This is a genomic window from Pantoea sp. X-Soil-ISGK-285 (assembly GCF_059730815.1).
This window is the reverse complement of the sequence record NZ_AP035939.1, coordinates 517,792-531,062: the sequence shown is the minus strand read 5'-3', so window position 1 is coordinate 531,062 and position 13,271 is coordinate 517,792. Positions and strand designations below refer to the sequence as shown.

Here is a 13,271-nt window from a genome sequence, read left to right as displayed (position 1 = left end):
ACTACAGTGAACATTAGCACTGTTTACAGTGAACATTCTACCTGGTACAGTGAATAAAGTACTGATTACAGTGAACACTTTACTGATTATAGTGAACGCGATCACCCTTTCAGCCCTTGTGGGGTGCGGCCTGCGACGATCGGGGATCTCTTAGGATCTCTATATGATCTATTAAGGATCGTTTATTAGGATCTGGTCACTGTATAAGTGGAAAACTTAAGGCGTGACATCATTTTCAGACGTGTTGACCACCAGCAAAAACTGGCCCGCAATCTGCCCACTGCCTGACCGACTAATCGGTCATAGCCGCATTCATTCTCAATCGATAAACAACTTCCTCACTATTATTCATTTTTCATCATCAACTACAGCGCGTATCGTCTCTCCATCACTGACAGAATGAGGAATACGGCACCATGACTGAACATGTCCTATCACGTAACCCCACAACTGGTGAAATTCTGGCACGCTATCCTTTGCAGAACAGTGCAGAGCTGGAACAGACACTGACTGAAAGCGCATCTGCTTTTGCAGCATGGAAACGCAGCACCATGACGGACCGCGTTCGCGTATTGCGTCAGCTTGGCGAAAAAATCCGTCTGCGTGAGCAGGATCTTTCCCGCATGATCACCCTTGAGATGGGTAAACCCATTGCACAGGCACGCGCTGAAGTTCTGAAATGCGCTAACTTATGCGACTGGTATGCGGAACATGGCCCTGCAATGCTGGCCGATCAGCCTACTCAGATTGCCGATGCGTGGCAGCGATTCCGTCCCATCGGGGTGATCCTGGCTGTAATGCCATGGAATTTCCCCTTGTGGCAGGTTCTGCGGGGCGCAGTGAGTATGTTGCTGGCAGGCAACACCTATCTGCTCAAACACGCGCCTAACGTCATGGGAAGCGCCACACTGATGGCTGAGCTGTTCAGGGCAACCGATCTGCCTGCTGGCGGCTTTAACCTGATCAACGTTGACAACGATGGTGTCTCCGTAGCCATCAAAGATGACCGCATTGCCGCCGTTGCCGTTACCGGAAGTGTCCGGGCTGGCGCCGCGATCGCTGCACAGGCGGGCGCAGCACTTAAGAAAACCGTGCTGGAACTGGGTGGATCCGATCCCTTTATCGTGCTGGCGGATGCCGATCTTGATGAAGCGGTTAAATCAGCCGTTATTGGACGTTTCCAGAATACCGGGCAGGTGTGTATGGCTGCCAAACGCTTTATTGTGGAAGCTCCGATCGCTGAAGAATTTGAAAAACGCTTCACTGCCGCGGTCCAGGCACTCACCATGGGCGATCCGCTGGATGAAAATACCTTCCTGGGCCCGATGGCACGCGCCGATCTGCGTGACGAACTGGATGGACAGGTAAAGGCCACGCTGCGTGAAGGTGCACGTCTGGTACTGGGCGGCGAGAAAGTGGCAGGGCAGGGTAACTACTACGCGCCGACCATTCTCGCTGATGTCACCAGCGACATGACCGCGTTCAGGCAGGAGCTGTTTGGCCCGGTAGCCGCTATTGCGGTCGCAAGGGATCCACAACATGCGCTGGAGATCGCCAACGACAGCGAATTTGGCCTCAGCGCCACCGTCTGGAGCGGTAATGAAGAGATTGCCGATCGTCTGGCGCTGCAGCTGGAAGTCGGTGCTGTGTTTATTAATGGCAACGGCGCGTCCGATCCGCGCGTTACCATTGGTGGTGTGAAGAAAAGCGGCTACGGCCGTGAGCTGTCGCACTTTGGTGTGCACGAATTCTGTAACGTGCAGACCGTGTGGAAGAATCGTCGCTAGTGTTTACTGTGCCGACGGAAGATAAGCGGGCGCTGTTTTAGCGACCGCACTGAGCGGACGCAGCAACCGATGCGGTGCAAACGCACTCAGCATTGGTGAGCCTGTGCCGCTCAGCATCTCCTCAGCCACCAGCCTGCCCAGCAATGGGGCAAGTGTCATGCCGCTATGGCTGATCATCAGATAAACGCGTGCTGACTCGCTGATGTAGCCTAATGCCGGCAAGCCATCTGCCGGACGCGACCGCTGTCCTGTTTCAATCCGCTCAATTCTCGCGCCTTCCGTGTTTTTAAACAGCCGCCGCAATCGACGCAGCATCTCTTTGCCAATCAGTCCATCCGGCGAGACCGGCCGCGCCGGATCGGCATGCTGATCCAGATCCAGCGCCTGCAGCATCAGACGGCCACCGCCATCCGGCCGCACATTCAGTTCCGGGGTAATCAGATTGCATTTAAGTGGGATCGGCAGAGGCTGGGTCTGCGCCAGAAAACTGCAGGCAACAGGATCGGCTCGATTCGCATCGGTCATCGCCAGTTCAAGCCCGCACTGGCTTATCAGTTCCGGTGCCCAGCGGCCGGTCGCCAGCACCAGCTGATCGCCGCGCCATTCATCACCACTGGCCAGCGTAAGATGGACATCCTGCGCCGATTCAGTGAGCGTCGTCACTTCATTGTTGCAGACCAGCTGCCCGCCACTGGTACGCAGGTCTGCCAGCAGAGAGGCGATAAACAGGCTCGGATAAAGCAGACACTCCGACGGGAAAGACCAGGCGTGCTGAACGCGGGGATCGAGCCGCAACTCGGGCATTGCACCCAGAAGTGCGGCGCGGCTACGTTTCTCTACGGGGTAATCGAGCGTCGTAAGCTTTGCTGCGCGCTGCGCCAGCTGGCGCAGGGATGATTCATCGGCTGCCCACTCCAGCGTGCCGGTTTCCAGCAGCCATCGGGGCGATGCAGGATGGCTGGCCTGCCAGCGCTTATGCTCGTCTATCGCATGGGCATTAAGATCATGGTAGCTGGTGGGTTCTTTGCCGTTGGCATTGACCCAGGCATAGCTGATCTGACTGGTTCCGCTGCCAGGATAGTTTTTATCGAAGACGGTGACCTGTGCGCCCCGTCGCGACAATGACTGCGCGACGGCTAAACCCAGCACGCCTGCACCGATTACGGCAATACGTTGTGGCATATCTGGTCTCTCCTGAACAGGGATTAGTGGAAAACTGCTACCCGCCGGTTCGTTTACTATTGCGAAGTCAAAGAAGTACGTCAACCGCGGCGTCAGGCGGTGGTTTCATCGAACCACGCGGGCACCGGATCGGCCAGAGTGATCCAGTGTTCAGGCCCCGCAGCCATCTCCTGTGGTGTCAGCAGCGCATGATCCAGCGCGGCACGGACGCTCTTCTCGTCCATCTCAATGCCGATAAAGACCAGCTCCTGGCGCGCATCGCCGGTACCTTCCTGCCACTGTTCAGCGATAAAATTGAGCGAATCCGCATCCTGTGGCCATTCAGTTCGCGGCACGCTGACCCACCAGCGCCCCGCATAACCCTGACGTGCCACCGCGCCCGCCTGTGACCACATCGCGGCATATTCCGGCCGACTGGCCAGCCAGAAGTAGCCTTTAGAGCGGATAACGCCGTCAAGCTGGTGGTTTACTGCATGCCAGAAACGCTGCGGATGGAACGGACGACGGGCGCGATAGACAAAGTTACGAATGCCATACTCCTCCGATTCCGGCTGATGCTCACCGCGCAGGGTCTGCAGCCAGCCGGGTGCCTGCGCTGCCCGGTCAAAATCAAACCGGCCGGTATTCAGCAGGCAGTCCAGCGGAACCTGCCCAAACTCACTGTTCACAATAAGCGCGTGCGGATTAAGCGCCTGCAGCATGCCCTTCAACTGGTGCAGCTGCGCCGGGCTGAGCAGGTCCGTTTTGTTCAGCACCAGCAAATCACAAAACTCAATCTGATCCACCAGCAGATCAACCACTGAGCGCTCATCCTGCGCGCCCAGCGATTCGCCACGTGACTGCAGATCATCGGCTGAACGATAATCGCGCAGGAAGTTAAAGCCATCGACCACGGTGATCATACTGTCCAGCCGGGCATAGGCTGACAGACTTTCACCCGCTTCATCTTCAAACGTAAAGGTTTCGGCAACCGGCAGCGGTTCAGAAATGCCGGTAGACTCAATCACCAGGTGATCAAAACGCCCGGCCTGAGCCAGAAGTTTTACCTCCAGCAGCAGATCTTCACGCAACGTGCAGCAGATGCAGCCGTTACTCATTTCGACCAGCTTTTCATCGGTGCGGGAGAGCTGCGCGCCGCCATCGCGCACCAGCGCAGCGTCAATATTAATTTCAGACATATCATTGACGATCACCGCGATCCGCCGTCCTTCGCGGTTGTTCAGAATATGATTAAGCAGGGTAGTTTTACCGGCACCGAGAAAGCCGGAGAGAACGGCAACCGGCAGACGGGGATCGTCGGATGTCAGAGCAGAGAGTGTCATGATGTTACCTGTAAGAACGGGATTATAGATACGTTATAACATAACATTGGTGAGTTTGTTTTCAACCCGGATTTGTGTTTTTGTTTCGGGTATCAATGAGCGTTTAAAAGGGAGTGGAAATGCAACAACTCACGCTTGTCCCGCGTCTGATGCCAGCCGTCAGGTCCGGAGAGAAAACCTCGACGATTCGCTGGCAGGAGGGCGATATCACTATGGGTCCGCTGAGACTGGTGAATCAGCACGATGAAACGGACGCGGTAATCGTGTGGGTGAAGCAGGTCGACACGCTGCGCTTAAGCGAAGTCGCCGCGACACAGGGGAAACAGGAGGAATGGCCTGATGAGGTGCTGCTGGAAGGGATGCGCGAGCACTATCCGGAGATCAGGCTGAGCAGTGAGGTGCAGCTAATCACTCACCTCACGCCCGCAGAAACCCTGCAGAAGCTCACTAAACAGTGATCAGCTGTGCTCAATCACCAGCAGCGCCATCGTATCGGCTTCCAGCGCCCGAAAGATATGCAGCTCATCGCCCGGATAGGTAATGTAATCCCCCACATCCAGCTCCACCGCACTGTCGACCGGGCCCACCAGCGCACGCCCTTTAGCGATAATAATATGCTCAATGGTATTGGGGATATGGGGCTGGGAAATGCGTTCGCTGCCGGGCTGAACTTCCAGCAGATAGATATCACGCCGAACGCCGGGCGGGCAGGAGGCCAGCAAAACGGCCTGATAATCGGCAAGATCGGCGGTAACCGTCAGGCCCTCTCCACGCCGAATCACCTGCAGACGACGCGCATCCGGCTCCAGCAGACGTGAAAATGGAATGTTCAGTGTTACGCAAAGCGACCACAGGGTTTCAATGCCCGGATTGCCATTACCCGCTTCCAGCTGTGACAGCGTAGATTTGGCGATCCCTGCGCGGCGCGCCACTTCAGCCAGTGAAAGACCGGCTCGCTGACGTTCACGTACTAAGGCATTGGCAATAATGCTGATAGGGGTATTCAAACGCACTCCTGATAACCTGAATGTTTTTTATATCGAACATAACGTTCATCTTGTAAAACGCTTTCGCAGTGTTCATTATATCGGATTATATGTTCATTATGAGACAGAGTGATGCTTTTTCCGCAAATGCAGTTGCTGGACAAAGGGGTGATCAAAGCGATTTTTCTGGTCTGCCTGGCTGATGGAATTGTTGGTTTATCCTATGGCTCGCTGGCGTCGGCCGACGGGTTTCCGCTCTGGGTGCCGCTGGCGCTCTCAACGCTGGTGCTGGCGGGGGCGTCGGAGTTCCTGTTTATCGGCATTGTGGCCGGTGGCGGCAGTCCATTTACCGCCGCCGCAGCGGGCCTGCTGGTAAACGCACGTCATTTGCCGTTTGGCATCGCGGTCAAGGATCTGGTGGGGCAGGGTCCGTCAGGCTGGCTGGGCTGTCACATCATGAACGATGAAAGTGTGGTGTTTGGGATCTCTCAGCCGCAACTGGCGCAGCGCCGCAGTGCTTACTGGCTGTGCGGTATCGGTATCGGCTTGATATGGCCGGTCAGCGTCATGATCGGGGCAGCAATCGGGCAGTTTATTCCTGATGTCTCGGTGATCGGACTGGATGCGGTGTTTCCGGCGATCCTGATTGCTCTGATCTTCCCGGCGCTGCGCCAGCGACGCACCCGGATCCCCGCGACCGTCGGCGCGCTGCTCTCCTTGCTGGCGACGCCACTGGTTCCGGCGGGCATGCCGGTGCTGTTTTCACTGCTGGGCCTGCTGACATGGAGATCGCGCAAATGACACATCAGGGAATGATTATCGCCGGGATTGCCCTGCTGGCTGCCGGAACCTATCTGATGCGGTTTGCAGGCGTCAGGCTGGGAAACCGTCTGCCAATCAGCGAGTGCACCCAGCAGATGCTCTCCGACGCCGCCACGATATTGCTGCTGGCGGTAGCGGCCACCACCACGCTGTTTGAAGGCCAGCATTTTGCCGGTGTGGCACGGGTGGCGGGCGTGGGCTTTGCCCTGTTGCTGGCGTGGCGTCGGGCGCCGCTGATTATGATTATTCTGGGGGCGGCGGCGATGACGGCGCTGTTGCGTCTTCTCGGCGTGCCCTGAGGATGTCATTAACCCCGGCAAAAGCGGGGATGTTATCGCAGTGAAAATTTGTCAGGATGGCACACTCTCAGGCGTGATTAGCCCGATAACCTTGCAGGGATTGCTGAATGAACACTATCCGTACCTGTTTCCTCCTGATGCTGCTGACCGTGATGACAGCCGGTTTAACCGCCGTTCCGGCCATTGCCCGACCCGATATGCGTCCGCTGGGTAAGAACATCGCCGACACAGGCTCCGCCTGGTATCGCTTCCAGAGTAAAAAGTTTGTCTTACAGGATGGGGAACGGCACTATCGGGTGTGGCTTGCTATCCCCAAAAGCGATGCGCCGCCAGGCGGCTATCCGGTGCTCTGGCTACTGGATGGCAATGCGGCGATGGCACATTTGACAGAACCTCTGCTTAAAAAGCTGAGCAGCGGCACGCCGCCAGTGCTGGTCGCGGTGGGTTACGACACCCATTTGCCCTTTGATGTGGTGGCGCGTAATTACGACTACACCCCACCCAATGATGCGCCTGATACTCTGGTCACTCAGCCTCATGGCCGCAAAGGCGGAGGCAGCCATCAGTTTCGTCAACTGCTGCTGAACACAATTGTCCCGTGGGCAGAACGCCTTGCGCCCAGTAATCCGCAGCGGCGTGCGCTCTGGGGGCACTCCTACGGCGGACTGTTCGTGCTGGATACCTTCTTGCATGCCGCCTGGTTCAGCCATTACTTTTCGGCTGCTCCCTCGCTGAGCTGGAATCATCAGCGCATTCTTACCCTGGCCCGACGCGCCGACGCCGGACCGCTTAAACATTTGTCGCTCTATCTGATGGAGGGCGATGGCATCACCGAACGCCGAACCAGCCACTCTGACGATCTTCAGCAGGAAGAGCGTGCGCTTACCGACATCCTGCGCCCGAGCGGTGCCAGACTGATTCTTACGCGTTATCCCGGTCAGAGTCACGGCCAGATATTACCCTCATCGCTGGTGGATACGCTGGAAATAGTTTCCGGTAGCCGGGATTGATATCTGACCGGGCATCGCGGCATGATGGCGTTTCATCACCTGCCCGGAGTTCACGCATGAATCGTCCGCTACAGATTGGTCTTTTACTGTTCCCTGATGTCACTCAGCTCGACTTAACCGGCCCGTGGGAGGTATTTGCGCGCACGCCTGGTGTCGAATGCCATCTCATCTGGAAAGATCGCCAGCCGGTGCGTTCCGATCGCGGCCTGTCGATATTGCCGACTACTTCGTTTGCAGATTGCCCGCCACTGGATATGATCTGTGTGCCTGGCGGGCCGGGACAGATCGCCCTGATGTCGGATGACGTCACGCTGAATTTCCTTCGCCAGCAGGCCGATCAGGCGAAGTGGGTTACGTCGGTCTGTACCGGTTCGCTGGTGCTGGGGGCCGCCGGACTGCTAAAGGGATATTGTGCTACCTCGCACTGGAGTTCCATCGATCAGCTGGCACTGCTGGGCGCGGAGCCGGTCAGTCAGCGGGTGGTGCGCGACCGCAATCGTATCAGTGGCGCAGGCGTGACCTCTGGCATCGATTTTGCCCTGACGCTGGTGGCCGAAATTGCGGGTGACGCGGTGGCGAAAGCGGTTCAGCTGCAGATGGAATATGATCCCGAACCGCCGTTTACCAGCGGTTCACCGCATACCGCACCGCCACAGGAAGTGGAGCAGGCACGGGCTAAAATGGCTGAGTTTCTTGCCACTCGTCGCGCGGCAACCGAACGAGCCGCTCTGCGACTACAGGCTGATTAGCTTACTGACGCCGGGGATGCGCAACAGCAGCAGTGATAGCGCCATTGAGAAGATTAACGTCAGGGCGATGACCAGCAGTTTATCGCCCAGCGTCTGGATGCGGATTGCCGCCGCCAGCAGGCCAAAAATCAGATAGTGCAGGATATAGACGCCGGTCATGGTCTTCCCCAGGGTCGTCAGAAACGGCGTCAGCCACTGGACTTTTTCCGGCAGGCGAATGGCGTTAATGCTGATCACAATCAGCACCACCAGCAGATAAACCTGCGAGCCCGTCAGCACCACATCGTTATGGGTCGCCAGAAAGCGCGCAAGAAAGTAATGACGCTCATACAGCCAGGTAAAGAGATAAACCGCGGGCAGCAGCAGCAGGCTGATCTTTATCACTCTGGGTGATGTCAGCAACTGCATCACGCGCGGCGCGGCCATCAGCCGACCTGTGAGGTAGTAGAGCACCCAGGTCCAGATTCGGTATTGCGGCAGCAGCGAAAAGGCCCGCTGGCCCGGGTAGAGGCTGGCGAGCAGGTCATAGGCAAAAGCTAACACCAGCAGCAGTAAAATCCCCGATGCCATCAGCCCAGGCCGCTGAATGAGTCGGTCAATCAGCGGATGCGACACATAAATCACAATCAGCGCAATTACAAACCACGGCTGAATCAGATAGCCCTTATGATGCATCCCGGCAAACCAGAAAAAGCTGAACCAGAAGATAAAAATCAGCAGAATGCGGCGAATTTTGCCGAGCTGCCACGCGGGTGTATGCAGCTCACCGGCGTCGATATAGCCGCTGAGCAGAAAATAGAGCGGCGTGGCGATCGTCGAAACAAAACTCAGCACGTTCAGCGTCAGATTAATGTCGTAATGGTAGCTGTCGTAGCTCTGGTAAAGCGTGAAAAACGAGACGGCGGTGATACAGGCCAGCGTCTTCAGCATTGCCAGTCCGCTCTTATTCACCGTGCGCCTCCCGACCATGGAAGCAACGATAGATGACCGGCAGCACCAGCAGGGTCAATACTGTCGCGAACCCGAGGCCAAAAATAATGACCACCGCCATGCTCTGGAAAAAGACGTCGCGCAGCAGCGGCAGCAGGCCCAGCACCGTGGTGAAGGCGGTCAGCAGAATAGGACGCAGACGTGAGGTCGCCGCATCAATAATCGCCAGCTGCAGCGATTTCTCCTGCCGGAACAGCCTGATCTCCTCAATCAGCACGATCCCGTTACGGAGCAGCATGCCCGACAGGCTCAGCAGCCCAATCAGCGCCATAAAGCCAAACGGAATACCGGTGAACAAAAAGCCACAGGTGACGCCAATCAGCGCCAGCGGCACGGTAATCCAGATAGCGACGGCGTCGCGCAGCGAGTTAAACATCAGCACGGTAATGATGAACATCGCCAGGAATCCCACCGGCAGCGAACTCAGCAGCCCGCTCTGCGCTTCACGTGAACTCTCCAGCTCACCTCCCCATTCAAGCCGGTAGCCCGCCGGAAGTTTAAGCTGGTCGATCTGTGGCTGAACCCGCGCCACCACCTGTGCGGAGGTTAACCCTGAAGCGGGATCGGGATCGGTCTGCACCGTCAGCACGCGCGTACGATCGCGGCGCATAATCAGCGGATTCTCCCACTCCAGCCGGAAGTCGGAAATCACATTGCTCAGGGGCACAAAGTGCTGCAGGGCCGCACTCCACAGCTGAATATTCTCGATGTGATCGACACTCTGCCGCTCTTCATCAGCCGGATAGAGCATCACCGGCATCAGCCGCGAACCGTCACGGAAAATGCCCACCGCGTCACCGCTGAAATTCATTCTCAGCGCCTGATCGATGTCACGTTTATCGATACCCAGTTCCTGACCACGCAGCGCCGAATAGACCGGGCGGATCACTTTGCTGCGCTCCTGCCAGTCATTGCGAACCGGAAACGTTGAGCCATCCGCCAGGAAAATGGCATCCAGCTGGCTGCCGATGTGGCGCAGCACTTCGGGATCGGCGCCGATCACCCGCAGGGCAATGGCGCTGTCACTGGCGCTGCCAAACTGGATACGTTTGATGCGCTGATTCACCTGTGGGAAGTTCTGCTCAATATACGCCTCGGTTTTCAGCGCCAGTGCATCAAGCTGTCGGCCATCCTTAACCCGCACCATAATCTGGGCGAAGTTGCTGTACTGCCGTGCCGCGTCATAGGTCAGGGTAAAGCGCAGAGCGCCCTGGCCCACCGTCGTGACCGTGGCTGCGACCTCAGGATCCTGATTAATGAACCGGGCAATATCCGCCGCCGTATTCGCGGTGTAATGAATATCGGTGCTATAGGGCAGCCAGAGATCGGTGAAAAAGACCGGCGTGCTGGAGGAGGGGAAAAAGTTCTGCTTCACGAGTGTAAAGCCATATAGCGACAGAGCCAGCAGTGCCACCATTACCGTCAGCGTGGTCAGGCGGAAACGCAGCAGGCCGCCCAGCGCCTGACGATAGAGCCGGAATACGATGCCCTGATAAGGCGTGGAGGGTTCGGTTTGCTCAGGCTGAGCCGTGCTGAGGCGCTTCTCACTCCAGTTGATAAACACCGGCGTTAAGGTCAGCGCCGTGACCCAGCTCAGCATCAGTGAAATCAGCAGCACCTGAAACAGCGATTTACAATATTCGCCGGTCGAATCCTGCGACAGGCCAATGGGTGCAAAGGCGAGAATTGCAATCACCGTGGCACCCAGCAGCGGCAGGGCAGTGCGCCGCACCATGCGGGCAATGGCCTGCTGTAAAGGGTGCCCGCGCTGGTAATCGATTTTGACCCCTTCGACCACCACAATGGCATTGTCCACCAGCATGCTGAGCGAAATAATCAGCGCGCCCAGCGACACCCGCTGCAGCTCAAGTTTAAACAGGTACATGATCAGGAGTGTGCCAAGCACGTTAAGCGCCAGCGAGGCGGCAATCACCATGCCGCTGCGCAGGCCCATAAACAGCAGCAGCGTTCCCACCACAATCGCCAGCGCCATCAGGAAATTGAGGATAAAGCCATCAACCGACTGTTTCACCTCATGGGCCTGGTTATAGAACACCTTCAGGCTGATACCGGCGGGTGTATCCTGCTGATAGTGCGCCATTCGGGCGGAAAGCGCGTCGCCAACATCAATCACATTGACGCCGGGCGCGAACGAAATGCCGATAGCCAGAGCCGCTTCACCGTCTGCAAAGTAGATATTGGCGGGATTGTCGGTAACGCCACGCGTCAGGGTGGCGATATCGCGCAGATGCACGTTCTGTGGGTTGCCAGCGGGCAGAATCGGCAGATTAGCCAGATCGTCCAGCGTCTGCAGTTCGCCGGTGGGATGAAAACGGATCGATTCGCTGTCGACCCTCAGCGTTCCGGCACTGGCAACGCTGTTATTCCGGCTCAGCAGATCGGCGACGCGCTGCGGCGTCATACCATAGGCGGTCATTTTGCTGGCGGAGAGAGCGATGCGGATCTCCTCCTGCTCGACGCCCGCTACCGCAACTTTGGCGACGCCAGGCACCAGCACCAGATCGCGCCGCAGCTGATCGGCGTAGTTGCGCAGTTCGCTGTTGGTAAAGTCTTTACCGTGAATGACGAAGAAGTAGCCGTAAACATCGCCGAAATCATCGTTAACCAGCGGGGCCTGAACGCCAGGCGGGAACTGCCGGGCCGCATCGCCGACCCGACGACGTAACTCATCCCAGATTTGCGGCAGCTGATCGGCCAGATAGCGGGTATGAATATTAACGGTAATCTGCGACAGGCCATTGCCAGAAATGGACGTGACATTGTCCAGCGACGGCAGGCGCTGCAGCGCATTCTCCAGCGGCAGCGTTACCTCCTCTTCAACCTGCTGTGCGGACGCGCCGGGATAGTGGGTGACAATAACCGCAGACTTAATGGTAAACAGCGGATCTTCGAGGCGGCCAATGTTGAGCAGCGCATAGATTCCGCCCACGCCCAGCAGCAGAATGACCATCCAGATACGAATGGGTTTATCAAGAAAATGCTCCTGAATACGCATTATAACCCCCGCTCGCGCTGCCAGATGCGCACCGCTTCACCGTCATGCAACTCACCCACACCGGCGGCAACGATACGTTCGCCCGGCTTCAGCCCGCTGATGATTTCAATGCCCTGGGCGGTGAGACGACCCACTTCGACAGGTCGATCTTTGATGCGCAGCGCCTCGCCATCCTGCTCAACCAGCCAGACGTGCGGCTGATTGGTGGGGCTGCGATCGGGATTGAACACCGCCGCCGCAGGCACGACCAGACGCGGCTGGGCAGGGGCATTTGGCAGGTTATGCAGCCTGACGCGCACCGATCCGCTGAGGCCGGCAACGCCAGGGAGATCAGCCGGACGCGGCATGGTCAGCACCACCTGATAGGTCAGCGTGGCGGCATCCGTCTGGCTGGTATGCTCTTTATATTGTGCGGTGAAAAAGCGGCCTGGCAGGGCGTTAAACTGCACCTCAGGCTGATAGTCAATATTCTGGATATCGAGGCTGGTGAAGAGGGTTTCGGGCAGCGTAAAGATGACGTCGAGCAGATCGGCACGGGTCAGCAGCGCAATGGGCTGTCCGGCGGCCACGACTTGATGATTACGCGCCTGTACCCTTGCAATCACGCCATCAAACGGCGCGCGAAGGCTAAGAAACTGTAACTCCTCCTGTGCGATTTTCAGCGCAGTCGCGGCGGCATCGCGATTAGCACGCTGCACATCCATTTCAGACTTTGAAACGGCGCTGCGCTGGGCCAGCGTATTGAAGCGCTGAAATTGTCGCTCCGCCAGTTGCAGTGCAGTCTGGCGGTCGCGTACCCGTAGTTTCGCATCTGCATCATTCAGAGTAGCGAGAAGCTGTCCCGCTTTCACGGGCGTTCCGTCACGAATATCAAGCTGTACCAGCTGGCCTGCCCGTTTAAACGCAAGATCGGTATTATCACCCGCCTGAATACGCGCAGGAAATACCCGGATATTTTGAGCGATGTCCGACTCAAGGGTGAAAACTTTAATTACGCGGGGCGGGGGAGCATCCGGTTCTTTTTTTTCATCGCACGCTATCATAAAAAAACAACAGAGCAAAATGAGGATAACCTTGCGTTTAATCATTTTCTTCGCCTTAACATCAG

Annotated in this window: 12 protein-coding genes; 6 read left to right on the top strand and 6 right to left on the bottom strand. The window is 57.2% G+C overall.

The window, feature by feature from the left end:
- Positions 1-416 precede the first annotated feature (416 nt).
- Complete coding sequence (locus AC6I8B_RS21830; RefSeq protein WP_157353297.1) at positions 417-1,787, top strand: aldehyde dehydrogenase family protein; 1,371 nt, start codon at positions 417-419, stop codon at positions 1,785-1,787.
- A gap of 3 nt (positions 1,788-1,790) precedes the next feature.
- Here the strand turns inward: AC6I8B_RS21830 and AC6I8B_RS21825 are convergent, their stop codons facing one another.
- Together AC6I8B_RS21825 and zigA are read right to left on the bottom strand one after the other, a co-directional pair.
- A complete protein-coding gene (locus AC6I8B_RS21825) occupies positions 1,791-2,969 on the bottom strand; it encodes an NAD(P)/FAD-dependent oxidoreductase (RefSeq protein WP_045139965.1) in 1,179 nt (392 codons plus the stop codon).
- A 92-nt stretch (positions 2,970-3,061) separates the two neighbouring features.
- Entirely contained in the window at positions 3,062-4,291 is a 1,230-nt protein-coding gene (zigA, locus tag AC6I8B_RS21820; RefSeq protein WP_157353298.1) for a zinc metallochaperone GTPase ZigA, read from the bottom strand.
- Positions 4,292-4,410: 119 nt separating this feature from the next.
- On the opposite strand from zigA, the gene AC6I8B_RS21815 reads away from it, so the two are divergent.
- Positions 4,411-4,749 carry an ASCH domain-containing protein gene (locus tag AC6I8B_RS21815; protein ID WP_033773632.1) on the top strand — a complete coding sequence of 113 codons (339 nt, stop codon included), beginning with the start codon at positions 4,411-4,413 and terminating at the stop codon, positions 4,747-4,749.
- Here the strand turns inward: AC6I8B_RS21815 and AC6I8B_RS21810 are convergent, their stop codons facing one another.
- Positions 4,750-5,298 (bottom strand): helix-turn-helix domain-containing protein, encoded by a 549-nt coding sequence (locus tag AC6I8B_RS21810; protein ID WP_010246810.1) that lies wholly within the window; start codon positions 5,296-5,298, stop codon positions 4,750-4,752.
- Between the two features lie 111 nt (positions 5,299-5,409).
- Between AC6I8B_RS21810 and AC6I8B_RS21805 the strand changes: the two genes are divergently transcribed.
- The 4 genes from AC6I8B_RS21805 (at position 5,410) to AC6I8B_RS21790 (ending at position 8,157) form a co-directional block, all read left to right on the top strand.
- Positions 5,410-6,078 (top strand): AzlC family ABC transporter permease, encoded by a 669-nt coding sequence (locus tag AC6I8B_RS21805; RefSeq protein ID WP_010246808.1) that lies wholly within the window; start codon positions 5,410-5,412, stop codon positions 6,076-6,078.
- On the top strand, positions 6,075-6,398 hold the full coding sequence (locus tag AC6I8B_RS21800; protein ID WP_033773637.1) for an AzlD domain-containing protein: 324 nt from the start codon (positions 6,075-6,077) through the stop codon (positions 6,396-6,398). The genes AC6I8B_RS21805 and AC6I8B_RS21800 overlap by 4 nt, the downstream gene beginning before the upstream one ends.
- A gap of 107 nt (positions 6,399-6,505) precedes the next feature.
- Positions 6,506-7,408: an alpha/beta hydrolase gene (locus AC6I8B_RS21795; protein WP_497817769.1), complete on the top strand. Its 903-nt coding sequence runs from the start codon at positions 6,506-6,508 to the stop codon at positions 7,406-7,408.
- A 56-nt stretch (positions 7,409-7,464) separates the two neighbouring features.
- On the top strand, positions 7,465-8,157 hold the full coding sequence (locus tag AC6I8B_RS21790; protein WP_497817768.1) for a DJ-1/PfpI family protein: 693 nt from the start codon (positions 7,465-7,467) through the stop codon (positions 8,155-8,157).
- On the opposite strand, the gene AC6I8B_RS21785 is transcribed toward AC6I8B_RS21790, so the two are convergent.
- From AC6I8B_RS21785 to AC6I8B_RS21775, 3 genes are read right to left on the bottom strand one after another with little or no spacing between them, the layout of a single operon-like run.
- Positions 8,143-9,108 carry an acyltransferase family protein gene (locus tag AC6I8B_RS21785; protein WP_010670598.1) on the bottom strand — a complete coding sequence of 322 codons (966 nt, stop codon included), beginning with the start codon at positions 9,106-9,108 and terminating at the stop codon, positions 8,143-8,145. The two genes, AC6I8B_RS21790 and AC6I8B_RS21785, sit on opposite strands and share 15 nt — an antisense overlap.
- Positions 9,101-12,163 carry an efflux RND transporter permease subunit gene (locus tag AC6I8B_RS21780; protein WP_497817767.1) on the bottom strand — a complete coding sequence of 1,021 codons (3,063 nt, stop codon included), beginning with the start codon at positions 12,161-12,163 and terminating at the stop codon, positions 9,101-9,103. The genes AC6I8B_RS21785 and AC6I8B_RS21780 overlap by 8 nt, the downstream gene beginning before the upstream one ends.
- On the bottom strand, positions 12,163-13,251 hold the full coding sequence (locus tag AC6I8B_RS21775) for an efflux RND transporter periplasmic adaptor subunit (protein ID WP_157353303.1): 1,089 nt from the start codon (positions 13,249-13,251) through the stop codon (positions 12,163-12,165). The genes AC6I8B_RS21780 and AC6I8B_RS21775 overlap by 1 nt, the downstream gene beginning before the upstream one ends.
- Positions 13,252-13,271: the final 20 nt, after the last annotated feature.

What these genes read in the sequence shown, in the direction of transcription:
- AC6I8B_RS21830 (WP_157353297.1), top strand. Translation starts at nt 417, where the DNA reads ATGACTGAACATGTCCTATCACGTAACCCCACAACTGGTGAAATTCTG.
- AC6I8B_RS21825 (WP_045139965.1), bottom strand. Translation starts at nt 2,969, where the DNA reads ATGCCACAACGTATTGCCGTAATCGGTGCAGGCGTGCTGGGTTTAGCC.
- zigA (WP_157353298.1), bottom strand. Translation starts at nt 4,291, where the DNA reads ATGACACTCTCTGCTCTGACATCCGACGATCCCCGTCTGCCGGTTGCC.
- AC6I8B_RS21815 (WP_033773632.1), top strand. Translation starts at nt 4,411, where the DNA reads ATGCAACAACTCACGCTTGTCCCGCGTCTGATGCCAGCCGTCAGGTCC.
- AC6I8B_RS21805 (WP_010246808.1), top strand. Translation starts at nt 5,410, where the DNA reads ATGCTTTTTCCGCAAATGCAGTTGCTGGACAAAGGGGTGATCAAAGCG.
- AC6I8B_RS21800 (WP_033773637.1), top strand. Translation starts at nt 6,075, where the DNA reads ATGACACATCAGGGAATGATTATCGCCGGGATTGCCCTGCTGGCTGCC.
- AC6I8B_RS21795 (WP_497817769.1), top strand. Translation starts at nt 6,506, where the DNA reads ATGAACACTATCCGTACCTGTTTCCTCCTGATGCTGCTGACCGTGATG.
- AC6I8B_RS21790 (WP_497817768.1), top strand. Translation starts at nt 7,465, where the DNA reads ATGAATCGTCCGCTACAGATTGGTCTTTTACTGTTCCCTGATGTCACT.
- AC6I8B_RS21780 (WP_497817767.1), bottom strand. Translation starts at nt 12,163, where the DNA reads ATGCGTATTCAGGAGCATTTTCTTGATAAACCCATTCGTATCTGGATG.
- AC6I8B_RS21775 (WP_157353303.1), bottom strand. Translation starts at nt 13,251, where the DNA reads ATGATTAAACGCAAGGTTATCCTCATTTTGCTCTGTTGTTTTTTTATG.